The organism is Phytopseudomonas straminea, assembly GCF_900112645.1.
GTDB classification, from domain to species: domain Bacteria; phylum Pseudomonadota; class Gammaproteobacteria; order Pseudomonadales; family Pseudomonadaceae; genus Aquipseudomonas; species Aquipseudomonas straminea.
The window spans coordinates 767,726-791,632 of the sequence record NZ_FOMO01000001.1 but is presented as its reverse complement, the minus strand read 5'-3'; the positions used below and the strand labels follow the sequence as shown (position 1 = coordinate 791,632).

At 64.1% G+C, this 23,907-nt stretch carries 21 protein-coding genes; 8 read left to right on the top strand and 13 right to left on the bottom strand.

The window, feature by feature from the left end; all coding sequences use genetic code 11:
* The first annotated feature begins 200 nt into the window (after positions 1-200).
* The 3 genes from BM279_RS03605 to BM279_RS03595 all read left to right on the top strand — a co-directional run bounded on the left by BM279_RS03605 (position 201) and on the right by BM279_RS03595 (position 3,725).
* Entirely contained in the window at positions 201-1,157 is a 957-nt protein-coding gene (locus tag BM279_RS03605; RefSeq protein ID WP_093500995.1) for a TAXI family TRAP transporter solute-binding subunit, read from the top strand.
* A 115-nt stretch (positions 1,158-1,272) separates the two neighbouring features.
* Positions 1,273-3,336, top strand: a complete 2,064-nt coding sequence (locus BM279_RS03600; protein WP_093500993.1) for a TRAP transporter permease — start codon at positions 1,273-1,275, stop codon at positions 3,334-3,336.
* Positions 3,333-3,725: a DUF1850 domain-containing protein gene (locus BM279_RS03595; RefSeq protein ID WP_093500991.1), complete on the top strand. Its 393-nt coding sequence runs from the start codon at positions 3,333-3,335 to the stop codon at positions 3,723-3,725. Before BM279_RS03600 ends, BM279_RS03595 begins: the two co-directional genes overlap by 4 nt.
* Positions 3,726-3,812: 87 nt before the next feature.
* On the opposite strand, the gene BM279_RS03590 is transcribed toward BM279_RS03595, so the two are convergent.
* Positions 3,813-4,631 (bottom strand): ion transporter, encoded by an 819-nt coding sequence (locus BM279_RS03590; protein WP_093501242.1) that lies wholly within the window; start codon positions 4,629-4,631, stop codon positions 3,813-3,815.
* A 236-nt stretch (positions 4,632-4,867) separates the two neighbouring features.
* Between BM279_RS03590 and BM279_RS03585 the strand changes: the two genes are divergently transcribed.
* Together BM279_RS03585 and BM279_RS03580 are read left to right on the top strand one after the other, a co-directional pair.
* Positions 4,868-5,371 carry a GNAT family N-acetyltransferase gene (locus BM279_RS03585; RefSeq protein WP_093500989.1) on the top strand — a complete coding sequence of 168 codons (504 nt, stop codon included), beginning with the start codon at positions 4,868-4,870 and terminating at the stop codon, positions 5,369-5,371.
* Between the two features lie 94 nt (positions 5,372-5,465).
* Positions 5,466-5,993, top strand: coding sequence for a DUF3617 domain-containing protein (locus BM279_RS03580; protein ID WP_093500987.1), 528 nt, complete (start codon positions 5,466-5,468; stop codon positions 5,991-5,993).
* A gap of 196 nt (positions 5,994-6,189) precedes the next feature.
* On the opposite strand, the gene BM279_RS03575 is transcribed toward BM279_RS03580, so the two are convergent.
* From BM279_RS03575 to BM279_RS03535, 9 genes are all read right to left on the bottom strand, one after another.
* Positions 6,190-6,951, bottom strand: a complete 762-nt coding sequence (locus BM279_RS03575) for a DeoR/GlpR family DNA-binding transcription regulator (protein ID WP_093500985.1) — start codon at positions 6,949-6,951, stop codon at positions 6,190-6,192.
* 53 nt (positions 6,952-7,004) lie between these two features.
* Positions 7,005-7,691 carry an SDR family NAD(P)-dependent oxidoreductase gene (locus tag BM279_RS03570; protein WP_093500983.1) on the bottom strand — a complete coding sequence of 229 codons (687 nt, stop codon included), beginning with the start codon at positions 7,689-7,691 and terminating at the stop codon, positions 7,005-7,007.
* 46 nt (positions 7,692-7,737) lie between these two features.
* Entirely contained in the window at positions 7,738-8,862 is a 1,125-nt protein-coding gene (locus BM279_RS03565) for a sialidase family protein (protein WP_093500980.1), read from the bottom strand.
* Positions 8,849-10,261, bottom strand: a complete 1,413-nt coding sequence (locus BM279_RS03560; protein WP_093501240.1) for a sodium:solute symporter family protein — start codon at positions 10,259-10,261, stop codon at positions 8,849-8,851. Before BM279_RS03560 ends, BM279_RS03565 begins: the two co-directional genes overlap by 14 nt.
* A gap of 52 nt (positions 10,262-10,313) precedes the next feature.
* A complete protein-coding gene (pdxA, locus tag BM279_RS03555) occupies positions 10,314-11,336 on the bottom strand; it encodes a 4-hydroxythreonine-4-phosphate dehydrogenase PdxA (protein WP_093500978.1) in 1,023 nt (340 codons plus the stop codon).
* On the bottom strand, positions 11,329-12,576 hold the full coding sequence (locus BM279_RS03550; RefSeq protein WP_093500976.1) for a four-carbon acid sugar kinase family protein: 1,248 nt from the start codon (positions 12,574-12,576) through the stop codon (positions 11,329-11,331). Before BM279_RS03550 ends, pdxA begins: the two co-directional genes overlap by 8 nt.
* A complete protein-coding gene (locus BM279_RS03545) occupies positions 12,573-13,733 on the bottom strand; it encodes an iron-containing alcohol dehydrogenase (protein ID WP_093500974.1) in 1,161 nt (386 codons plus the stop codon). The genes BM279_RS03550 and BM279_RS03545 overlap by 4 nt, the downstream gene beginning before the upstream one ends.
* Positions 13,734-13,747: 14 nt before the next feature.
* Positions 13,748-14,623, bottom strand: a complete 876-nt coding sequence (dapA, locus tag BM279_RS03540) for a 4-hydroxy-tetrahydrodipicolinate synthase (RefSeq protein WP_093500972.1) — start codon at positions 14,621-14,623, stop codon at positions 13,748-13,750.
* A gap of 449 nt (positions 14,624-15,072) precedes the next feature.
* Entirely contained in the window at positions 15,073-16,077 is a 1,005-nt protein-coding gene (locus tag BM279_RS03535) for an alpha/beta fold hydrolase (protein ID WP_093500970.1), read from the bottom strand.
* A 151-nt stretch (positions 16,078-16,228) separates the two neighbouring features.
* Between BM279_RS03535 and glnT the strand changes: the two genes are divergently transcribed.
* The 3 genes from glnT to BM279_RS03520 are packed head-to-tail and all read left to right on the top strand — an operon-like array spanning position 16,229 to position 19,351.
* A complete protein-coding gene (glnT, locus tag BM279_RS03530; protein WP_093500968.1) occupies positions 16,229-17,587 on the top strand; it encodes a type III glutamate--ammonia ligase in 1,359 nt (452 codons plus the stop codon).
* Between the two features lie 31 nt (positions 17,588-17,618).
* Positions 17,619-18,692 (top strand): putative urea ABC transporter substrate-binding protein, encoded by a 1,074-nt coding sequence (locus BM279_RS03525; protein WP_093500966.1) that lies wholly within the window; start codon positions 17,619-17,621, stop codon positions 18,690-18,692.
* A 56-nt stretch (positions 18,693-18,748) separates the two neighbouring features.
* The gene (locus BM279_RS03520) at positions 18,749-19,351 is read left to right on the top strand and encodes a TetR family transcriptional regulator (RefSeq protein ID WP_093500964.1); all 603 of its coding nucleotides are present in this window, start codon (positions 18,749-18,751) and stop codon (positions 19,349-19,351) included.
* A 140-nt stretch (positions 19,352-19,491) separates the two neighbouring features.
* Here the strand turns inward: BM279_RS03520 and cls are convergent, their stop codons facing one another.
* The 3 genes from cls to BM279_RS03505 form a co-directional block, all read right to left on the bottom strand.
* On the bottom strand, positions 19,492-20,931 hold the full coding sequence (gene cls, locus BM279_RS03515; protein ID WP_093500962.1) for a cardiolipin synthase: 1,440 nt from the start codon (positions 20,929-20,931) through the stop codon (positions 19,492-19,494).
* A 169-nt stretch (positions 20,932-21,100) separates the two neighbouring features.
* Entirely contained in the window at positions 21,101-22,507 is a 1,407-nt protein-coding gene (locus tag BM279_RS03510) for a purine-cytosine permease family protein (RefSeq protein ID WP_093500960.1), read from the bottom strand.
* Positions 22,508-22,765: 258 nt separating this feature from the next.
* Positions 22,766-23,806 (bottom strand): LLM class flavin-dependent oxidoreductase, encoded by a 1,041-nt coding sequence (locus BM279_RS03505; protein ID WP_013789208.1) that lies wholly within the window; start codon positions 23,804-23,806, stop codon positions 22,766-22,768.
* Positions 23,807-23,907: the final 101 nt, after the last annotated feature.

The following is a 23,907-nucleotide window of genomic DNA, read 5'->3' as shown; positions in this document are numbered from 1 at the left end:
CTCTGGGCGGCTCACATAAGCGGAATCCTGCCGATTGCCACCTGGCCTATAGGCGACCTTTCGCTGCTTTCTCTCTAGTGATCTTCCAGAAACCGCTCTGGTTCGCGGTTTTTCATCGCTGGCACGGCGCCTGCTATGGCTGTTGTTAACCGGACATTTTCAAACCGGCTCTCTGACAAGAATAATCACGGAGACACACCATGCGATTGACCAAGCGCGTCACTCTGTTCGCGGCTGCCGCGGCCTTCACTGCCAGCACCGCGGTACTTGCTGCCCCAACTTTCATCAACGTGCTTACCGGCGGCACCAGTGGGGTGTATTACCCGATTGGCGTGGCCATGTCGCAGCTGTATGGCAGCGGCATTGAGGGCGCTAAAACCTCGGTACAGGCCACCAAGGCCTCGGTGGAAAACCTCAACCTGCTGCAGTCCGGCCGTGGCGAGATTGCCTTCGCCCTGGGCGACTCGGTGGAAGATGCCTGGAAGGGTGTCGAAGATGCCGGCTTCAAGGCGCCGCTGACTCGCATCCGCGCGATTGCCGCCACCTACCCGAACTACATCCAGATCGTCGCCAGCAAGGAATCTGGCATCAAGACCCTGGAAGACCTCAAGGGCAAGCGCATCTCCGTGGGTGCGCCGAAGTCGGGCACCGAGCTCAATGCCCGGGCCATCTTCAAGGCCGCCGGCCTGAGCTACAAGGACATGGGCCGCGTCGAGTTCATGCCGTACGCCGAGTCGGTCGAGCTGATCAAGAACCGCCAGCTGGACGCCACCCTGCAGTCCTCCGGCCTGGGCATGGCGGCCATTCGCGACCTGGCGTCGATGGTGCCGATCACCTTCGTCGCCATTCCTGAGGACGTGGTGGCGAAGATCGACAGCCAGGCTTACCAGGCCAAGGTCATCCCGGCCGGCACCTACGACGGTCAGGATCAGGATGTACCAACCGCGGCCATCGTCAACCTGCTGGTCAGCCACGAGAAGGTCTCCGATGAGGTGGCTTATCAGATGACCAAGCTGCTGTTCGACAACCTGCCCCGTCTGCGTACCGCCCACTCCGCGGCCAACGACATCAAGCTGGAGCACGCCACCGAGGGCCTGCCAATCCCGCTGCACCCGGGCGCCGAGCGCTTCTACAAAGAAGCCGGCGTACTCAAGTAACACGCAGGGCAGCGCGGGCAGCCGTACACGCTGCCCGCTCGCTTTTCGGGTCGGCGCTTGGCCCTGCCAGTAGGCAGCGGCCTGCCGTTATTGCAGCTGCATCGAGAATCTATCCATGAGCGATCATCCAGGTCTGACCGGCAACCCCAGTCAGTGGCCCAAGGCCGTGTTCTACGTCGCGATCCTGTTTTCGGTCTACCAGATCATCGGGGCCGCCTTCCATCCGTTCTCCAGCCAGGTGCTGCGCGCCGGTCACGTCGGCTTCGTGTTGCTGATGGTGTACCTGTGCTTCCCGATGCGTGGCCGGGGTCGGCCATGGACGCCGCTGGCCTGGGTGCTGGGCCTGGCGGGATTGGGCACGGCGCTTTACCAGTGGTACTTCGAGGCAGACCTGGTCCAGCGTTCGGGTGATCTCACCCCCTCTGACATGGTGGTCGGGGTGACCTTGCTGGTGCTGGTGTTCGAGGCGGCGCGGCGGGTCATGGGCCTGGCCCTGCCGCTCATCTGCGGTTGCTTCCTGGCCTACGGCCTGTTCGGCGAACACCTGCCGGGCGATCTGGCGCACCGTGGTTATGATTTCGACCAGATCATCAACCAGTTGTCGTTCGGCACCGAAGGGTTCTACGGCACGCCGACCTATGTGTCGGGTACCTACATTTTCCTGTTCATCCTGTTTGGTGCGTTTCTCGAGCAGGCAGGGATGATCCGCCTGTTCACCGATTTCGCCATGGGCATGTTCGGCCACAAGACCGGCGGCCCGGCCAAGGTCTCGGTGGTGACCTCGGCGCTGATGGGCACCATCACCGGTTCGGGTGTCGCCAACGTGGTCACCACCGGCCAGTTCACCATCCCACTGATGAAACGCTTCGGTTACAAGGGCACCTTCGCCGCAGCGGTCGAAGCTTCGGCCAGCATGGGTAGCCAGATCATGCCGCCGATCATGGGCGCCGTGGCGTTCATCATGGCCGAGACCATCAATGTGCCCTACGTGGAGATCGCCAAGGCGGCGTTGATCCCTGCTCTGCTGTGGTTCGGCTCGATCTTCTGGACCGTGCACCTGGAGGCCCAGCGCCTGAAGCTGACCGGCCTGCCGAAAGAGGAGTGCCCGGATCCGTTCGCCGCCATCAAGCAGCGCTGGTACCTGCTGATTCCGCTGGGTGTATTGGTCTATCTGCTGTTCGCCGGTTTCACCCCGATGTTCTCCGGCACCGTGGGCCTGGCCCTGACCGCCATCGTGATCCTCGGCACGGCGATCGTCATGCGCGCCAGCAACCTGTGGCTGAAGATCGCCTTCTGGATCGCCCTGGGGCTGGTCAGCTCCGGCTTCCTCAAGTTCGGCATCGGCGTGGTGTTCGGCGTGATCGCCGCGCTGGTCGCCGGCTGCTTCTACGTCAAGGGCGGGCGGGAAACCCTGCGTGCCTGCGTGTGGGCGCTGGCCGAAGGGGCGCGTCATGCGATTCCGGTTGCGGTGGCGTGCATCCTGGTCGGCGTGATCATCGGTGTGGTGTCGCTGACCGGCATCGCCACCACCTTCGCCGGCTACATCATGGCCATCGGCAAGGACAATCTGTTCCTGTCGCTGGTGCTGACCATGCTCACCTGCCTGGTTCTCGGCATGGGTATTCCGACCATTCCCAACTACATCATCACCAGCGCCATCGCCGCGCCGGCGCTGCTGGAGCTGGGCGTGCCGCTGATCGTGTCGCACATGTTCGTCTTCTACTTCGGCCTGATGGCTGATCTGACGCCGCCGGTGGCGCTGGCCTGTTTCGCCGCTGGTTCGATCGCCAAGGAGAACGGCCTGCGGATCAGCCTGTGGTCGGTGCGCATCGCCGCGTGCGGCTTCGTGGTGCCGTTCATGGCGGTGTATGACCCGGCGCTGCTGATGCAGGGCGACGACTGGGGGGCGATCCTCTACATGTTGATCAAATCGGTGTTTGCCGTCGGTTTGTGGGGCATGGCAGTGGTCGGCTATTTCTCGGCGCCGATGCGTGCGTGGGAGCGGCTGTTGGTGTTCGCCGCCGGAGCTTCGCTGGTAATTCCGGCGTCGGTATTCAGCTACGACCTGCTCGGGCTGTACAGCGTGACCACCGATGAAATCGGCTTCCTGGTTGCTGCAGTGGTGATCGCCCTGCATGTGCTGCGCGCTCGCCGCCAGCCGGCCATGGCGGCCGCTTGATCGGGCTTTGCCTGGGCCTGGCGGGAGCGGTGTGGGCGACGCTGCCTGCGCCGTCCTTCACCCTGGCCTGGGATCACACGATCGAGAAGATCCGCTGGGAAGAGGACTACCGCGTCACGCCGGGCGGGCTGCTGCTCGGCGAGGCGCGGGTACGTGGTAGCGGCGCCGGTATGGAGATCCCGGATGGTGCCGTGTTGCGCGAGGGGGCCTGGCATTACCAACGCCAGGTGCCGCCCCTGCAACCGCTGCGCCTTGGCCGTACGCCCGAGGCGGGCGACTACCAGCTGTGCGATGCCGAGGGCTGCAAGCCGTTCAGCGAGTGGCTCGGGCCGCCGAAGGCGAGTCAGCCGGTGGTGGAGCTTTGGAGTTGTGAGATGAAGGGAGACTGAATTTGCAGAAGCGTCCACTGGCTTGCTTTTGTGGGAGCGCGCCATGCGCGCGAAAAATCGCGGGCATGGCCCGCTCCCACAGACTGCCTACTTGATTTGCCTCCGCATCTCCCCCAACTCTGCCCGCAACGCCTTCAATTCCTCAAGAATCATCTCCTCGCGCCGTATTCGCGCCGCGACTTCAGGATCAGGCTCTTGGGCATCCTGCATAGCGTTGACGATCACTGCGATAAACAGGTTAAGCATCATGAACGTGGCGATCAGCACGTAGGGGATGAAGAACAGCCAAGCGTGCGGGTACACCTCCATGATCGGTCGCACCGTGCCGCTCGACCAGCTGTCCAGGGTCATCATCTGGAACAGCGAATACAGGCTGGCGGTCAGCGAGCCGAACCATTCGGGAAAGCGCTCACCGAACAGCTGCGTGGCCATTACCGCCGAGACATAGAAGATCAGCCCCATCAGCATGATGATGCTGCCCATACCGGGCAGTGAGGCGAGCAGCGCCTGCACCACCTTGCGCATGCTCGGGTTGATCGACACCAGACGCAGCACCCGCAACACGCGCAATGCGCGCAGCACGCTGAACGGCCCGCTGGCCGGCACCAAGGCGATGCCCACCACGATGCAGTCGAACACCGCCCACGGATCGCGCAACAGGCCAATGCCCCGGGCGGCGAAGCGCAGCGCCAGCTCGATCACGAACACCGCCAGGATGAACATATCCATAGGCAACAGCAGCCAGCCCCATTCGGCGACGATCTCTTTGGAGGTGAGCATGCCGAGGATGGCGGCGTTGATCAGGATCAGCACGGTGATCAGGCGTTGCACGGGCTTGCCGTCCATGACCTGAGCCAGTTGCTGGCGCCAGGTTTCTGGAACGTTCGGTGTGATGAGATCGGTCATCGTGGTGTCGGCGGGCTGCAATCGGGCTGCCGAGGGTAAATAAGCGGCGGGATGGAAGAAAGCGCGGCTACCAGCTGGATTTTCGCTAAATGTGTAGCCGTCATGGGGTGACGAGCGCTATGTGTAAATTCCTCCTCGCCCAATCAGAGAACGCGGGGATTGCCGAATCTACCTGCGCTCATTAGCCTGCCCCATTCGCCACGAGGCCCAGACCTCTCAACACGACGGATCACGGTATGAGCGAGCACGGCGGCAACATCACCTATTACCTGGAAATGCACAGCGCCGAGCAGGTACGCGGCAAGCCCATGCCCGATGACCTGCAGGTGGTCGAGTGCCGCATCAAGCAGTTCCAGTTCAACCGTTTTCTCTATCAACTGGTCGGCGAGCCCTGGGAGTGGACCGACAAGCTGGCCTGGTCGGACGCGCAGTGGCGCGAGGCGATCGAAAGCGACAACCACCGCACCTGGGTCGCTTATCACCAGGGCGCGATCGCTGGTTACTACGAGCTGCAGCGCGACGCTGAGGGAGCGGTGGAAATTCTCTATTTCGGCCTGGCAGAAGCCTTTTTCGGCCAGGGCTTCGGCGGCCCGCTGCTGACCCACGCATTGCAGTCCGCCTGGGCCTGGCCGGGCACCCGGCGGGTGTGGGTGCACACCTGCAGCCTCGACCATCCCAGTGCACTGGCCAACTACCAGGCGCGGGGCCTCAGGTTGTATCGTCAGGAGCGTGAGGATTAAAGGTTTCCTAAAAGCGCATTGCGTCGAGACTTACCCGCCGCTGCGCTGTCGGATATCTGGCGAGCCGCGTCGCGGTCACAGAACGGAGTTCCGTATGCCAAAGCTTAGTGTGAAGTTACTGCCTCTCTGCCTGCTGGCGCTGCCCTTCATGGCATCCGCCCAGCAACCGATCCAGCCCGGTCTCTGGGAAATCACTTCCAACAACATGCAGCTGGGTGGCAAGACCCTGCCGAGCAGCGACGTGATGCTGCAGCAGTTCAAGAACCTGCCCCAGGCGCAGCGCGAAATGATGGAGCGGGCCATGGCCCAGCAAGGCATCCAGCTCGGCGACAAGGGCGTGCAGTACTGCATCAGCCAGGCCCAGGTCGATGCGCAGAACATTCCCCTGCAGGACCCCAACTGCAGCCAGCAGATCACTTCCCGCGACAACGACCGCTGGGTGTTCAACTTCACCTGCCCGCAGGGCCGTGGTCAGGGCGAGGCGCATTTCCTCGACGACAAGAACTTCACCACCAAGGTCAACGGCGAGTTTGACAGCGGCGCCGGCCGCCAGCAGGGCAGCATGGAATCCGAGGCGCGCTGGGTGTCGGCTGACTGCGGCTCGTTGCGTCCGCGTCAGTAACCTGAAGCGACCAGCAGCGGCCGAGGGTCTGTACGAAAAGTCTCCGAGCGAAGGTCAGGCGAGGCAAAAATCGGTGAGGAAGTGGACTGGGCTCGCATTCGAGTTTACGAGCTGTAAATGAGCATTCCGACTGAGCTGGCAATCCAGCCGATTTTTAACGAAGCATCACCGAGCGCAGGTACTTTTCGTACAGAGCCTAGAGCCGCTGCTGGATCACCCGCGGATCACCGTCAAAATCGGCCAGCTGTTCGGCGCTGCCGGTGGTGATCAGCGTCCAGCGGGTATTCAGGGGCGTCCAGTATTGCTGCTGGTCGCGGCCCAGCTTGCTGGCATCGGCCAGCACGAACACCTCCGCCGCCTGGCGAATCATCAGATCCTTCAGATAGGCCTGGCTGGCGCTCGCCTCGCACAGGCCGCGCCCGGCGACCACGCCATCGGCGCTCACGAACACCTTGTCGGCACTCAGCCGTTCGAGCATCGCCATGGCCGCGGGGCCGAAGGTGGCCATGCTGCCGGGGCGCAGGTCGCCGCCCAGCACCGTCACCCGCCCTTGCGGCAATTCATGTAGCGATTCCAGGGCCAGCAGGTTGTTGGTGATCACGTGCAGGCCGGTGCGCTCGCGCAACAGCCGGGCCAGGCTCGCGGTCGAGGTGCCGCCGTCGAGCAGCACGGTATCGTTGTCCTGCACATGGGCCAGTGCGGCGCGGGCGATGCGCTCCTTCTCCAGGCTGGAATGGCTGCTGCGCTCTTCCAGCGAAGCTTCCGGGGCATGCTTGCCGATGTGCGCGGCGCCGCCGTAGGTGCGCATGATCATGCCCTGCTCGGCGAGCGAGGACAGGTCGCGGCGCACCGTGGCTTCGGACACGCCGAGCGAGCTGCACAGCGTCTCGACGTTGACGTTGCCGTTGTTGGAGAGCACCAGTTCGAGAATGGCCTGGCGGCGTTTGGCGACTTTCATGGCGATCCTTCAGGGAGAGGCGGCTGCACTGTATCACTTACCGCCTGGCCAGCTCACAACGAGGCACCGCCGCAGATCACCAGCTGCTGACCGGTGATGGCGCCGGCGTCGGGGCCGAGTAGAAACCCGGTCATCGCCGCTACTTCACGAGGTTGGATGAAACGACCGATGGGCGGCTTGCGCGGCGGAGTGCCCTGGCGGGCCGGGTCGATCAGCATCGGCGTTTCGGTGGCGCCCGGCGCGACCAGGTTGACGGTGACGCCCTTGGGCGCCAGCTCGATGGCCCAGGAGCGCACCAGCCCGATCAACGCGGCCTTGGTGGCGGCGTACTGGCTGCGACCGGCTGCGCCGTTCATGGTGCGGCTGCCAACCAGCACGATGCGCCCCGGCGCGCGCAGGCGGCCGATCAGACCGTTGACCAACTGCGTGGCGGCACTGACGTGCACCTGCCACATGGCCGCGCCGTCCTCGTCGCGCAGCTCGCCCAGGGGCGCGGTGCGCATGAAACCGGCGGCGTGAACGATGGCGTCCAGTGCGGGGATGTCCCCCAGGGCACCGGCCAGCGAGGCGTTGTCGGCCAGGTCGGCAGCGACGAAACTGAGGTTCGGGTGTTGCAGGCTCGGTGCGCGTCGGCTCATGCCGATCACCTGCCAGCCGTCTTCGAGCAGGCGCAGGGCAATGGCTTCGCCGATGCCCGAACTGACCCCAGTGACCAGGGCGCAGCGGCTATCTTCACTCATCTGGATTCTCCACACTAAAGGGGCGCCGCAAAGGCGCCCGTGGGCTCTAGCGGATGGCCGCCAGGGGAATATGCACGTGTTTGATCTTCTGCCGGAAGTAGGTGAAGGCCACGTGCAGGCTGCCGTCGCGGGCCTGGATGACGCTGGGGTAGGAGAACTCGCGGTTGAGCTTCTCCTGGGAGTTGTTGGTCATGCAGAAACCGTCTCCCAGCTCGATATCCAGGCGCAGCGGCCAGCTGCGCCCTTCGTCACGGGAAATCGCCAGGCTCATGGGCGCGCGGGGGATGCCCCACACGGCGCCGCGACCGTCGGCGTTGACGGTCGGCGTGACGCGCTCGTCGCCCTCGTCCTCGATCTCGTCGTACAGCGAGGCACGGCGCTGCTCGATGCCCTCGGCGTTGATCGGGTTGTAGACCAGCGCCAGCTCGCCGCTGGCCAGGCGGATGTACTGGATCGACGAGTTGTTGTTCGGCAGTTCCGTGGGCGTCGGTACGCTCCAGGTGCGGCCCAGGTCGGTCGAGCGGCTGGCGTAGATGTGGTCGGCCCAGCGGCTGCGGAACAGGCCCAGCAGCGTGCCGTCGGCCAGCTGATGGACGTTCATGTGCACGGCGCCAGTGCTCTGCGGCACGTCGTGGCGGCTCCAGGTGCGGCCCTGGTCGCAGCTGATCATCACCGCGCTGACGTCATGGTTGCCGATCCATTTCTCGCCCGGCTGGGTGATGCAGTACCACACCGGGAACACCCAGTCGCCGTTGCTCAGCACCGCCGGCGGGTGACGCACGAAGGTGCCCACCTCGTCGAACAGCGTCTCGATCGGACCCCAGGTCAGGCCGCCGTCCTCGGAGAGGCGACGGCGTACGATGGCGGTTTCCTGGTTGCCGGAAATCTGCGCGGTCCAGATCAACCACAGCGGGCCATTCGGCGCCTGGAACAGGATGGGATTCTGCTCCGAGCGGCTGGCGTCCTCGGACATCTTCTGCGGCTCGCTCCACACGCCGGTGGCCGGGTCGCGGCGCGACAGCAGCACGAAGATGTCGGCCATGCCTTCCTGGGTGCCGGCGAACCAGGTGCACAGCAGGGTGCCGTCGGCCAGTTCATGCAGGTTGGCGGCATGGTTCTGGGCGTAGTGCGTGGGTAGGTAGGCGTCGTGGCGCTGTTCAAGAGTTGGCATTGGTAACCTCCGAAGCGTTGGCGGCCTTGTTGCTGCGCGGCAGCAGGCGCTCGATGCAGATCACCACGGCGGGGGTGATCAGGGCGATGTACATGTTGTCGATGCCGTACGGGTTGCCCATCAGGTACCACACGCTGGTGGTGACCGTGGCGGCCCCCAGGCCCCAGGTGGCGCCGCGGCCGGTGGCGAACAGCGGCAGGTAGATGGCCACCAGGGCGATGACGGTGATCGACAGGCGCAGGGCGCGGGTGAAGAACGACAGGTTGAGAATTTCCGGCGCGGCGAACACGAATACCAGCGGTGCGAAGCCGACGACCAGGCTGATTACCTTGGTCATGCGGAATTCGCGCTCGGCGTTGGGCTTGCGCAGCGGCACGTAGAAGTCGCGTACCACCAGCGAGGTGATGGCTAGGGCCACGGCGCTGACGCCGACGAACACCGAGGCGACCAGGGAAATGGTGACCACGCCGGCCATCCATGGGCTCATCGACTGCAGGAATACCGGCAGGGCGTAGAGGCTGTCCATGTCCGGGTGCAGGTACTTGGACACCACGCCGATCACGCCCAGGGCGATGGAGATCGGCAGGCACATCAGGCCGGCCCAAAGGGCAGCGTTGCGTGCGGCGGTCGGGCTCTTGGTGGTGCTGATCGCCTGCATGATGTACTGGGTGGAGAAGATCGCGCCCACGGTGCCGATGATCCAGGCCATCACCTTGGAGCCACCGATGGCGCCGTCCCAGGTGAAGTAATGCGCGGGCAGACCTTGATGCACCTGATCGAACCCGCCGGCGAGCTTGAGGGCGACCCACAGTACGATCATCACCCCGGCGTACTTGACCACGGTGTGCAGCACGCTGATGTAGGCCACGCTCTTCATGCCGCCGAAGGCGTAGTAGAGGGTGCTGACGATGGCGGTGATGAAGGCGGCGGTGGGCAGGTTGATGTGCATTACCGTGGCGATGGCCGCGGCGCCGCTGACGTAGTTACCGACGTTCACCAGCAGCAGGGCGTAGATCATGATCACCGAGACCATCATCTTGGCGCCGTAGCCGTAGCGGCGCTCGATGAACCCGGAGATGGTGTATTCACCCGAGCTGTAGAGCTTCCTGGCCATCAGGATGGCGAACAGCGGGAAGCCGATGGCGGCGGCGACCACCGCCCAGGCCGCGGCCATGCCGCTTTCGAACGCCGCCTGGGCGGTGCCGATGGTGGATTTGGCGCCGATGTATTCGGACATCATCAGCATGCCGACGATGAAGGCCGGCATGCTGCGCGAGGCGACCATGTACTGTTCGGTGTTCTTGCTGCGAATGAGCATCGTCAGCCAGGAAGTGAACAGGATGTAGACGACCACCATGCCGATGATGATCAACGTGCCTTGGGTGTTGAAGGTTTCCATCATTCGCTCCGATTGTTCTTGTCTAGGGCTTGCGTGAGGAAGTTGGGGTGACTCAGGCGTGGGCCGGGGTCGGGTTCTTGCGTTTACGGGTGGCCAGTTCCACGGCCTGGCGCAGCGCCTCGATCAGGCTGCGTTCGTCGGCGATACCCTTGCCGGCGATATCGAAGGCGGTGCCGTGGTCGACCGAGGTGCGGATCACCGGCAGGCCGATGGTGACGTTGACGCCGGCCTCCAGGCCCATGACCTTCACCGGGCCGTGGCCCTGGTCGTGGTACATGGCGACCACCGCGTCGAAGTCGCCACGGCCAGCGCGGAAGAACAGGGTGTCGGCCGGCAGCGGGCCTTCCACGCGCCAGCCGCGGGCGCGCAGTTCGTCGATGGCCGGCTGGATCTTGGTGGCCTCCTCGCCATAGCCGAACAGGCCGTTCTCGCCGGCGTGGGGATTGATGCCGCACACCGCGATCAGCGGGTTGTCGATGCCGGCGCGTACCAGGGTCTCGTGGGCGCGCTCGATGGTGCGGCGCACCAGACCCGGCTCGATGCGGGCGATGGCGTCGATGATGCCGATGTGGGTGGTGACGTGGATGACGCGCAGGGTCGGCGTCATCAACATCATCGACACTTCCTCGATGCCGGTCAGGTGGGCGAGCATTTCGGTGTGGCCGGGAAAGATATGCCCACCGGCGTGCAGGGCTTCCTTGTTCAGCGGCGCGGTGCAGATGGCGTCGAGCTCACCGGCTTCGGTGAGCTGCACGGTGCGCTCGATGTAACGGAAGGCCGCGTCGCCGGCGATCGCCGAGAGCTGGCCGTAGGGCAGGTCGTCTGGGATCAGGTCGAGGTCGATGCAGTCCACCACGCCGGGCTGGAACCGTGCCTGGTGCGGGTGCTCGATGGCGTTGACCTCGAGGCTGCCGCCGACGATGCGGTTGGCATCGGCCAGGCGCCGGGCATCGCCGATGACCAGCGGCCGGCACATGGCGTAGACGCTGTCATGGGCCAGGGACTTCATGATGATTTCCGGGCCGACGCCGGCAGCATCGCCCAGGGTGATGCCGATTACGGGGCGTTCAGACATGGTGGGCTTCCTTCTCGGAGAGGGGCTGGGAATGGCTGGCGCCGTGCAGGCGAGCCCAGGCCTGGTAAAGGGTGTCCGGCTGGCCGAAGCCACCGGCCTTGGTGACGATGGCCAGCTCGCGGCCCTGCCGGCGGGCGCTGGACAGCACCACGCCGGGGGCCAGCTCGCCGTGCAGTTGCAGGCTGTCGATGGCGGCAGCGGCAAGGAGGGCGCGGGCGGTTTCGCCGCCGGTGGCGATAAGTGCGCCGGCCTTGGCGATGGCCGGCAGTAGCAACTGCGCCAGGGGCGCGCCCAGCAACGTCGCTTGAGCTGGGTCGCGGTCGCGCTGTTCGAGGCTGATCAGCAGATCCTTGCCGCTCGCCATCTGCGCGGCCAAGCGAGCGCTCAACGCATCGCGCTGATCGGCTGCATCAGTTGCCAGCAACAGCTGTGGTTCTATGCGCTGCCACTGCTGGCCGCTGCGCTCGGCGAGCAGCGCGGCCTGAGCCTGGGAATGCCGCGACATGCTGCCGACCACGGTGAGCACAGGCTTTGCGGCCTCGGGCAGCGCCGGCGCGATGTGCGGTGCGAGCCCCAGGGCGGCGGGCAGGTGCTGGGCGAGGCCGGCCGAGCCGACCCAGAACAGTTGATCGGCGTGCTTGACCGAGGCCTGGGCCAGCGCCTGCAGGTCGGCATCCAGCTGGGCATCGCAGACCAGCACCTGGGTACCGGCCCGCAGATGGCGGGCCAGCGATCCAGCCAGCTCGGCGCCGCGTACTTGTTCGAGGTGGAGCGCGGCGCAGCGCAGGCCCTCGTTGCCGAACAGTTTGAGCAGATCGCTCGTGCCGCTCAGGCCTTCGTTGCGCCAGACATCGCTCTGATCGACGGCCACGCCATCGACGTACTGCACCCCGCCCAAGGTAGTACGGCCCATGGCCGGAAAGGCGGGGGCGACCAGCGCCATGCCCTTGCCCAGCAGTGCGGAGACTTCGCTGAGAAGATTGCCACGCAGGGTCGAGTCGACCTTCTTGTACAGCCCGTGGCCGGTGAAGGTGCGGGTTTCCAGCAGGGCGCGATGGCGCTGCGCGGCCTGGTCCGGCGGCAGGCGACGGGTGTCCAGATCGATGGCGGTCACCGGCTGGGCGCGGTGCTCGGCCCGCGGGTCCAGCAGCACCTCGGTAGCCACGTGGCGCGCGAAGCCGGCCGCACAATCGGCGGCGCCGGACAGGTCGTCGGCGATCACCAGCAGCGGCCGTTTCATGGCAGCAGGCACCGGTACAGCTGCTGGATGTCGTCCAGGCTTAGTGCTTTGGGATTGTTGACCATCAGGCGGGTGACCTTGGAGGCCGCCACGGCCATGTCCGCCAGGTGCTCTTCGGCCACGCCGAAGTCGCGCAGGTTCTGGGGGATCTCCAGGGTGGCGGTCCAGGCGCTGATCTGGTCGATCAGTTTACGCGCGGCCACTTCGTCACTGTCCGTTTCTCGCGCCAGGCCGCAGACGCAGGCAGCGCGCTTGAGGCGTGGCGCGCAGGCATCCATGTTGAAGGCCATCACGTGGGGCAGCAGCATGGCGTTGGCCACCCCGTGGGTGACGTGGAACTTGCCGCCCAGCGGGTAGGCCAGGGCGTGCACGGCAGCGGTGCCGGCGGCAGTCAGCGCCAGGCCGCCGTACATCGAGCCGAGCAGCATGTCACTGCGCGCCTGTACCGAGCCGGGCTGCTGATAGGCCTCGACGATGCTGCCGGCGATCAGTCGCATCGACTCCAGAGCGAAGGTGTCGCTGATCGGGTTGGCCTTGGTGGAAATGAACGACTCCAGCGAGTGGGTGAAGGCGTCCATACCGGTGGCGGCAGTGATCGGCTTGGGCAGGCCAAGGGTCAGGGTGGCGTCGAGGATCACCAGAGTCGGCAGCAGGTGGCGGCTGACCACACCGATCTTCAGTTCCTCGTCCGGCAGGGTGACGATGGCGTTGGGGGTGACCTCCGAGCCGGTGCCCGAGGTGGTCGGCACCAGAACCATGGGCGCGCCGGCATTGGGTACCTTGTCGATGCCGAGCATGTCGCGCAGCGGCATGTCGTTGGTGAGCAACACGGCGAACAGCTTGGCGGCGTCCAGCACGCTGCCGCCGCCGATGGCGATCAGCGCGTCTGGCGCGGCAGGGGCCACGGCGCGGCGGAACACGCCTTCGATATTTTCCAGGGTCGGCTCGATCTCGACATCATCGACCACGGTGACGGCGATGGACTTGGCCTCTAGCTGGGCGACCACGCGCTCGGTGACGCCCAACTGGTGCATGGCGTTCTGGGTGACCAGCACCACGCGCTGCAGCGGTGTGTCGAGCAGTGCCAGTTTGTCGCTCAGGCTATTGAGGCTGTCGGGGCCGTGGATGACGTGTTTGACGGTCTGGAAGTGATACATGGTGATCCTCCGGCTCAGCGTTGGTAGGCGGCCAGCAAGCCTTCGAGCTTGTGCACGGTCTGTTCATCGAGGGCGGCAACGGGGGCGCGGCAGGGGCCGACCGGCACGTTGAGCAGGTCCGTAGCCTTCTTCAGCACGGACGGCATGGTGCCCAGTGCAAAGGCGTCGCGCAGCGGGCGCAGGGACTCCTGGGCGGCGCGGGCGGCTTCGTGGTTGCCGGCCTGGAACTGGTTCCAGATCTCCATCACCACATGGGGCACCGCGTTGGCGGTGGCCGCCACCGCGCCATCACCGCCGGCCAGGAGGTTCCAGTAGATGAGCGAGTCGGTGCCGGCGAACACCGCGAAATCGTCGCTGCGGTAGCGCATCATCTGCACCAGGGCGTCGAAGTTGCCGGCGCTGTCCTTGATGCCCTTGATCTGCGGGTGCTGGGAAAGCGCGGCAACCGCGCCGATACCGATCGACATACCGGTCTTGGCGGGAATGTTGTAGAGCATGATCGGTAGATCGGAGGCGTCGCCGATGGCCTGATAGTGATTGATCAGCTCGCTCTGGCTGACGGCATTGAAGAACGGCGTGATGACCGACAGGGCCTGAACGCCCACATCGCTCATCTTCTTGTTCAGCTCGATCACATCGCGGGTGGCGAAGGCGCCGGTGCCGGCAATCACCGGCACGCGGCCGGCGGCGAGCTCGACGGTCAGTTTGGCGATGCGCACTTTCTCGGCGTCGGAGAGCGCGAAGAACTCGCCATTGGTGCCCAGCACGAACAAGCCGTGCACGTCGGAAGAGACGAGGCTCTCGATAAGCGCGGCAAGCGCCGGTTCATCGACCTCCTGGGCCGCATTGAACGGCGTGACGAGGGCAGGGACGATACCGTGGAATTTCATGGCTTATCCTGTCTTTATGATTGTTTTGGTCAGTATTAATAGCATTATTGATTGAATCGATCAAATATTTTCTAGTTGGTTCAGGGCTTGCGGCGGATATTTGATCGAGTCGCTCGTTTTAGATGGGCGTTTTGATCGATTTGATTGACTTGAAGGCAGCACCCAAACAGCGCTGAGCGCAAGGCGGATCGCGTGATTTGTCAGGCGTGTTCTCGGCGGCAACGTCTACCCGAAGGCTGGGCGATTCAAGGTTCACGGCGAGCATTGCGGCACGACCGGGCTTGATGTACGGGCGGCTGGGGCGCTGACCATGCGCAAACAAACATCGAGATCCGCCTGGCTCGGCAGCAGTTGCTGTCAAGTCACGGCTTGGTGCCTGGTGAAGGAGGTCTTTCGTCTGAGAGGTGGCCAACGTCCCTGTAAGCCGCAACATGGCGCAGCAGGCACGATCAGCCCGCCAGCAATTGCGCCATCCCCGAAAATATTTGCGCCATCGCCTGCGGCTCCCGGCCGGGGCCGCCTGCACAATGCCCCCAGTCCGACTGCAATATGCGCAGCTCGGCTTGGCGGATCAGCGCGGCTTCGTGCCGAGCATCCTCGACCGTGAAGTAAAGGTCGCTGCTGCCCGGCATGATCAGGGTGCGGGCCTCTATACGGCCCAGCTCGGCAACCAGTGAGTCGGCGAACCAGGTACGCTGCCAGGCCTGCAGCACGCACAAAAGGTCATTGGCGTCCTGCTGCAGGTGGTCCTCTTCCCAGTAGGCCAACAAGTCCTCGATCGTCTCGAACCCCAGCGCGCGATACAGACCCTTGCGGTAGAACGCCTGCGAATAGGCCCAGCCTGCATAAACACGCGCAAAAGCGCGCAACCCGGCTTCAGGCGGCTGTCCATAGTGTCCGCCCTGCCAGGCGGCATCGGCGCACAGCGCCACCTTGACCCCCTCGAGAAATACCCGATTGTGCGGCCAGCACTGAGCGGTCGCGCAGATGGGCAGGATGCGTGCAACCCGCTGTGGATACGCCATAGCCCAGGCAAAGGCCTGCATGCCGCCCATCGACCAACCCGCCACCAGTGCCAGGTGCCACTCACCGAACAGCCTGTCGAGCAGAAGGCGCTGCGCCTCGACATTATCGCCGAGCGCGATCTGTGGAAAATCGGCGCCACGCTGCCCCTCTGCCGCATTGCTTGGCGAGGTGGACCAGCCGGCCCCGAGCATGGACACCGACACCACACAGTACTCACCGCCGGCCAACGGACTTCCTGCACCAAGCAAGGGCAAGTTGCCCCAATGTGTGCCGCCGTAGTAACTCGGCAGCAGCACGATATTGTCCCGCGCCGCATTCGCCTGGCCGAGCACCTGATAGCAGAGCTGCGCGTCACGCAGTACCTGACCGCTTTGCAGCCGCAGATCACCCAGCGGCATGAAGCGCTTTTCCTTAACCAATTCAATCATTTGAAAATTCCTCGCAAAGTCCTGTGATCCTGACGTGCACAGCAACGGCCGTGACGTTCATTAATTTATATACACGCTGGCATGTATGTTGAATGAACGATTCGTGCCAGCGCGCCATGCGCTACGAACTATTTACTGGAGAGCTCACGTCATGAGTCACAGCCCTGCTGCCGAGAACCTGAAAAACAGTCTGCAAGCCAAAGGCGTCAAGTACGCCATGGCCAGCTATGTCGATATCCATGGCGTGATCAAGGGCAAATTCGTGCCTCTGTCGCACCTGGGGCAAATGCTCGAAGGCTCCGAGCTATACACCGGCGCCGCGCTGGACGGCGTGCCACAGGACATCAGCGACAACGAGGTGGCCGCCATGCCCGATCCGGCCAGCGCCATCCAGTGCGCCTGGAACAAGGACCTGGCCTGGTTCGCCAGCGACCTTTACCTGGATGGCAAACCCTTCGCCGCCTGCTCGCGCGGTGCACTGAAGCGCCAGATCGATGCCGCCGCCGCCATGGGTTACACCTTCAACCTGGGCATCGAAACCGAATTCTTCATCTACAAGGACAGCGCCGATGGCGGCTTCGAGCCGATCAGTGCCCGTGATGATCTGGCCAAGCCCTGCTACGACCCGCGTGGGCTGATGGACAACCTGCACATCATCGGCGAGCTGGTCGAGGCGCTGAACGACATTGGCATGGACGTTTATTCCTTCGACCACGAAGACGCCAACGGCCAGTTCGAGACCGACTTCAAATACGCCGACGCGCTGACCATGGCCGACCGCTTCGTGTTCTTCCGCATGCTGGCCAACGAAATTGCCCGCAAGCATGGCGCCTTCGCCAGCTTCATGCCCAAGCCATCGGCCAAGCGCACCGGCAGTGGCGCGCACTACAACATGTCGCTGGCCGACCGCGAGACCGGGCGCAACCTGTTCGAGCCTGAAGGCGACGACCTGCACGACTGCGGCGTAAGCAAGCTGGGCTACCACTTCATCGCTGGCGTGCTCAAGCATGCCCAGGCCATCTGCGCGGTGATCGCGCCGACCGTCAACAGTTACAAACGCCTGGTGCGCAAGGGCAGCATGTCCGGCTCTACCTGGGCGCCGGTATTCGTCTGCTACGGCAACAACAACCGCACCAACATGCTGCGCATTCCTTCCCAGGGCGGTCGGGTGGAATGTCGCGCCGCCGACATCGCCAGCAACCCCTACCTGGGCGCCGCGATGATTCTCGCTGCCGGCCTGGAAGGCGTGCGCGAGCAGTTGGAGCCAGGCCTGCCGCACCGCGAGAACATGTACAACTACAGCGAAAAACAGGTCGCGGAGATGGACATCGAATGCCTGCCGCGCACCTTGAGCGAAGCCATCGATGCCTTCGAGAAAGACCCGCTAAGCCGCGAAGTCTTCGGCGACAGCCTGTTCCAGGCCTTCGTCGACTTCAAACGTGACGAATGGAATGCCTACCACACCCACGTTTCCGACTGGGAAATCCAGCGTTACCTGAAATTCTTCTGATGCATTTTCCGATTGCACAAGGAGCCACCCCATGCCGTTCAAGACGCTGAAAACCCTGATCTGCGCCACCAGTCTGGCCTGCGCAAGCTTGCTGCCGATGGCTGCCCATGCCGAGACGAAGCAGCAGTTCAACCTGGCCTGGACCATCTACGCCGGCTGGATGCCGTGGAAGTACGCCGACGAGTCGGGAATCATGAAGAAGTGGGCCGACAAGTACGGGATCGAGGTGAAAATCACCCAGATCAACGACTACGTCGAATCGATCAACCAGTTCACGGCCGGGCAGTTCGACGCCGTGGTGCTGACCAGCATGGACGCGCTGTCGATTCCTGCCGCCGGTGGCGTCGACAGTACGGCGCTGATTGTCGGCGACTACTCCAATGGCAACGATGGCATGGTGATGAAGGACAGCGCCGACCTGAAAACCCTCAAGGGGCAGAAGGTCAACCTGGTCGAGCTCTCCGTCTCCCATTACCTGCTGGCTCATGCGCTGGACAGTGTCGGCCTCAGCGAGCGTGATGTAGAGGTGGTCAATACCTCGGATGCCGACATCGTTGGCGCGTTCGCCAGCAAGGATGTGCGCAACGTGGTGACCTGGAACCCGCTGCTCGATGAAGTGGCGGCCACCCCAGGCAGCCACAGAGTCTTCGACTCCAGTCAGATCCCCGGCCACATCAAGGACCTGACCCTGACCAATACCAGGACGCTGGCCGACAACCCGGCCTTTGGCAAGGCGGTGGTCGGCGCCTGGTACGAGGTCATGGGCATCATCGCCAGTGATACCGAGGAGGGGGCCAAGGCCCGGGCCTTTCTCGGCAAGGCGTCGGGCACCGATCAGGCCGGCTACGAGTCACAGCTCAAGGGCATGAAGATGTTCTGGACGCCCAAGGACTCCCTGGTCTTCATCGAGAGCCCGGAGGCACTCAGCGCCATGGATAGCGTTCGCCAGTTCTCCTTTGCCCATGGTTTGCTGGGAGAAAACGCTGCAAACGCAGACTTCATCGGCATTGCCATGCCCAAGGGCAAGTTGCTGGGCGATGCCGATAACGTCAAACTGCGTTTCGACACTACCTATATGCAGATGGCCAACGACGGCAAGCTTTGACGTCAGGCCGGCGACGCAGACGCGTCGCCGGCCACCATCGCCGACTGAAGACCCGCATGCGTAGAACCAAAGAAGACGCCGAAAAAACCCGCGTGAAAGTCATCGAAGCAGCGCTGGAGCTTTTTAGTAAACACGGCTACTCACACACGACACTGGCGATGATCGCCAGCGCAGCAGGCTTCAGCCGAGGCCCCATCTACTGGCATTTCAAGAATAAGGACGAGCTCTACAGCGCCGTCCTGCACTATTCACAGGAGCCGCTGGAACAACTGGTGGAACAGAGCATGGCGCGGCAGGAGATGCCGCTGAGCGCCATCGAATATCTTTGTCGGCACTGGTTCAGCCTCCTGCTGGAAAATCCCTGGCACCGCCAGTCCTTCGAAATTCTGCTGAACAAAACCGAGCTGACCGCCGAAATGGCCGGCACGGTACGCCGGGAGCGCAAACTCACGCGGCTGATCGTACGCAGCCTGACCCAACTGATCGACGAGGGTAAGCGCCTAGGCGAGCTGCCCGAGCAGGACAGCGAACAGAGCGCGACCTTGCTTTACACATCGCTGATGGGGGTCACCCACACCTGGCTGTTGGACCCCAAGCTGTTCAGCCTGAAAAAGAACGCCGAACTCTTCAGTGCTCGGCTTCTAAAATTGTTGCGCTAGGACAGCGTTGAAAGCTGCCATACCAGAGCGCTCAAAACGGTCTTTCGCAGCAACCCAGCCCTTGGGGGCGAAGTTTTCAAGTAAATGCAGCCCTGATTTGCGGCACGGCAGAGTTCCTGCCGCTTCGTTTGAACAGGCGCTCAGAGAATAGGCGAAATCAGCCGCGCCACGCGCATGCCCAGTTGCTGCAGGCGATGTACTTCGCGGCGGTCGGCGCCGATCAGTTCGCGGGACTGGCTGAAGTCTTCCAGCAGCATCGCCTCGACCTGGCGGGCGAATTCGCTGTCGACGGTGACCAGGGTGATTTCGAAGTTGAGACGGAACGAGCGGTTGTCCAGGTTGGCGCTGCCGACCACGCCGATGTCGCTATCGATCAGCGCGACCTTCTGGTGCAGGAAGCCCGGCAAGTAACGGAAGATCCGTACGCCGGCGCGCAGGGCTTCCAAGGCGAACAGGTTGGAGGCGGCGTAGACGATGCGATGGTCGGGGCGCGAGGGCAGCAGGATGCGCACGTCCACGCCGCGCAGCACGGCCAGGCGCAGGGCGGCGAACAGCGCCTCGTCGGGGATGAAGTAGGGGCTGGTCAGCCAGATGCGCTCGCGGGCGGCGTTGAGCATTTCCACGAACAGCAGCGAGCAGGTTTCCTGGGCATCGGCCGGGCCGCTGCTGATCACCTGGCAGAGCATGCCTTCGTCCGGGTAGCGCTCGGGCAGCAGCAGCGGTGGCAGCTTGCGGGTCGCCCAGAACCAGTCTTCGGCGAAGGATTCCTGCAGGCAGGCCACTGCCGGGCCGTGCACCTCGACGTGGGTATCGCGCCACGGCGACAGGCGCGGCTTTTCGCCCAGGTATTCGTCGCCGACGTTGTGCCCGCCGAGGAAACCGCGCTCGCCGTCGACCACCACGATCTTGCGGTGGTTGCGGAAATTCAGCTGGAAGCGATTTAGCACGCCGCCGCCGGTGGGGAAGGCGTGCATGTGCACACCGCCTTCGCGCAGGTGCTTGATATAGCGGCGCGGCAGGGCGTGGCTGCCGACCGCGTCGTAGAGGAAGTACACCTGCACACCAGCGGCGGCGCGCTCGAGCAGGGCCTCCTGCAAACGGCGGCCAAGTTTGTCGTCGTGAACGATGAAGAACTGGATCAGGATCACCTGATGTGCGTCGGCAATCGCCTGGAGGATCGCCTCGAAGGTCGCCTTGCCGTCGACCAAGAGACTGACCTGGTTGCCGGCCAGGCAGGGCATGCGCCCGAGGCGCGGTAATGCGCGCAACTGGCCGTAAGCTTCCGACTCGCCGGCGGCGATGGCCTCCTGCACCCAAGGGCGCCAGTCCAGCGAGGCCATTGCCTTGTGCATCTGTTTGTCGACCACTCGGCGCGCATCGATGTACGCATAGAAGCGGCTGCGCCCGAAGATCACGTAGGGCAGCAGCGTCAGGTAGGGCATGAAGAACAGCGACAGCGCCCAGGCGATGGCGCCTTGAGCGGTGCGTACGGTGAGAATCGCATGCACCGCGGCAAGCGTCCCGAGCACGTGGATCGCTGCAATCAGATAGCCGAAGAAATGCTGGATGCCGAATTCCATGGTCGTTCGCTTGATAGCTGCCGTGCCAGCATAGACCACGCTATCGATAGGTCGTCACCGATAGAAATCAGCGTTCCACGTGAAACTTCCTGCTGTTGCCGCTCTAATCCATTTTGCGATTGAGCGAAAGCCCCGCATGGCAGGCGCGGAGCTTTTTCGCCGATGACCGTTAGGCCTGCGACAACGCCGAGATCTGCTGGCGCCGGTACAGCGTGTCGCGGCTCGACAGCAGCAGGTACAGCGGCAGGGTGACAACGATTGCCACCAGCCAGGACAGGTCGGCGCCGTCGAGTTTGCTGGCGATGGGGCCGGTGTAGATCGGCGTGACCGCGAACGGCAGTTGCACCACGATGCCGATGGCGTAGGCGCTGACCGCGTTGGGGTTGAAGCGCCCGTAGATGCCGCCGGTGGCGTCGAACAGCGAGGGAATGTGATAGCGCTGCTTCTGCACCAGGTAGAAGTCGGCCAGGTTGATCACCGCCCAGGGCACCAGCACGATCATCATCGCCAGGATCAGCTGCATGAAGCGCGCGATGAAGTCCGCGGGTGCCGTTACCGCGACCACGCAGCAGGCCACCAGCAGGATCGCCGACAGCGCCACGCGGGCCTGGCGGCTCGGTGCCCAGTCGGCGGCGAAGGTCTGCACCGAGGTGATCAGCGCCAGCACCGCACCGTACAGGTTCAGGGCGTTGTGGCTGATGATGCTGAGGATGAACAGCACCATCAGCACGGGCCCGAACACGCCGGTGCTCTGCTTCACCGCTTCCATGGTGTCCGTCTCGGCACTCACCGCCAGCGCCACCAGGGTGCCGAAGATGAAGCACAGCGAAGTGCCCAGCACGGCGCCGCAGTAGGTGGCGATGAAGGGCTTCCAGATGCCCACGTTGCGCGGCAGGTAGCGCGAGTAATCCGAGGTGTAGGGCGCGAAGGAGATCTGCCAGATGGCGCCCAGCGAGGCCATGGCCAGCCAGCCGGCCAGGTTGAAACCGCCGCGGCTGGCGAAGTCCGCCGGCAGGCCGTTGGCGAACAGGGCGATGAAGCCCGCCAGCAGGCCGATGCCCATCACCCAGGTGCCGATGCGGTTGAGGGTGTGGATGAAGTTGTAGCCCAGGATGCCGATCAGCGTCGCGGCGCAGGCGCCGATCAGCACGGCGGCCGGCAGCGGCAGATCCGGCGCCACGGTGTGGATGGATTTGCCGGCCAGCACGCAGTTGGAGATGAAGAAGCCGATGTACAGCACGGCGGCGATCACCACCACCAGCAGCGCCCCGTAGCGACCGAACTGGCCGCGGCTCTGCAGCATCTGCGGCAGGCCCATCTGCGGGCCCTGGGCTGACGCCAGGCCAAGCACGATACCGCCGAGCAGGTGGCCGACCAAGATGGCGCAGATCGCCCAGCCGATGCTCAGGTGGAACACCTGCACGGCCATGGCGCCGGTGACGATCGGCAGCGGTGCGATGTTGGTGCTGAACCAGAGGGTGAACAGGTCACGGACGCGGCCGTGACGATCAGCATCGGCCACCTGGCCGACGCTGTTGCTTTCGACGAGTTCTTGGGGAGCGTTGTTATGGGACATGTCGGGTTCTCCTGCGCAAGGCGGTAGCGGCACGCTGCGCGCAAGGCGGGCAGTGCCGGGTGGATGCGTGGGGTGTCGTGGCTGAGGTCAGCCGCGCTCGCTGCGGGCCGGGCCGCGGGCGAGGGAGAACGGGCAGGGGTGACGCGATGGGAAGGCACGCAACAACATGGGAAAAACCTACTTCTTGTCTTTATTCGGATAGCAGCGTTTTCGATCGTTGCAGCAGCCCGGCGCGGGCCGGGCTGTGCGGGGTGATGCTCAGCGGAAGGCCGGCACCACGTGCTGGATGAACAGCTCCAGGGACTTTTTCTTCTCAGCGTAGGGCAGGCTGTTGTCGGCCCAGAAGCTGAATTCGTCGACGCCCAGTTCCTGGTAGTGACGAATGCGCGCGATGATTTCCTCGGGCGTGCCGATCATGGTGTTCTTGCGGATGTTCTCCAGCTGGAACGCCGGCACTTCAGCGAACTTGGACTCCGGGCTCGGCTCCAGGAAACCGTTGACCGGCGTGGTCTTGTTGCCGAACCAGGCATCGAAGGTGCGGTAGAAGCGCGAGATGGCGGCTGCGCCGAGCTTCCAGCCCTCGGGGTCATCGGCCAGGTGCACGTGGGTGTGACGCAGCACCATCAGTTGCGGGCGCGGCACGCCCGGGTTGTTGGCCAGGGCGGCGTTGAACTTGTTGTTCAGGTCGACCACTTCCTCGTCGCCCTTCATCAGCGGCGTGACCATCACGTTGCAGCCGTTGGCCACGGCGAAGTTGTGCGAGTCCGGGTCGCGGGCGGCGATCCACATCGGCGGCTGGGCGTTGTACGGCTTCGGCACGCTGGTGGAGGTGGGGAATTTGTACACCTCACCGTCATGGGCGTAATCGCCTTCCCACAGCTTGCGCACCACCGGGACCATCTCGCGCAGCGCCTTGCCGCCGTCGGTGGCCGGCATGCCACCGGCCATGCGGTCGAATTCGAACTGGTAGGCGCCGCGGGCCAGGCCCACTTCCATACGACCGTTGCTGATCACGTCGAGCAGGGCGCATTCACCGGCCACGCGAATCGGGTTCCAGAACGGCGCGATGATGGTACCGGCGCCCAGGCGGATGGTGCTGGTACGCGCGGCCAAGTACGACAGAATCGGCATCGGGCTCGGCGAGATGGTGTATTCCATGGCGTGGTGTTCGCCAACCCACACGGTGCTGAAACCGCCGGCCTCGGCCAGCAGGGTGAGCTCGGTCAGCTGCTCAAAGAGCTCACGGTGGCTGACGTCCTGGTCGTAGCGTTCCATGTGGACGAACAAAGAGAATTTCATGTCGCTTTCCTCGATTTTTGTAAGGCCCAGACGCCAGGCGCGAGCCGCCGTCGGGACTGGCCACCTGCAGGATCAGGTAGCTCATGGTCTATGGTATACCA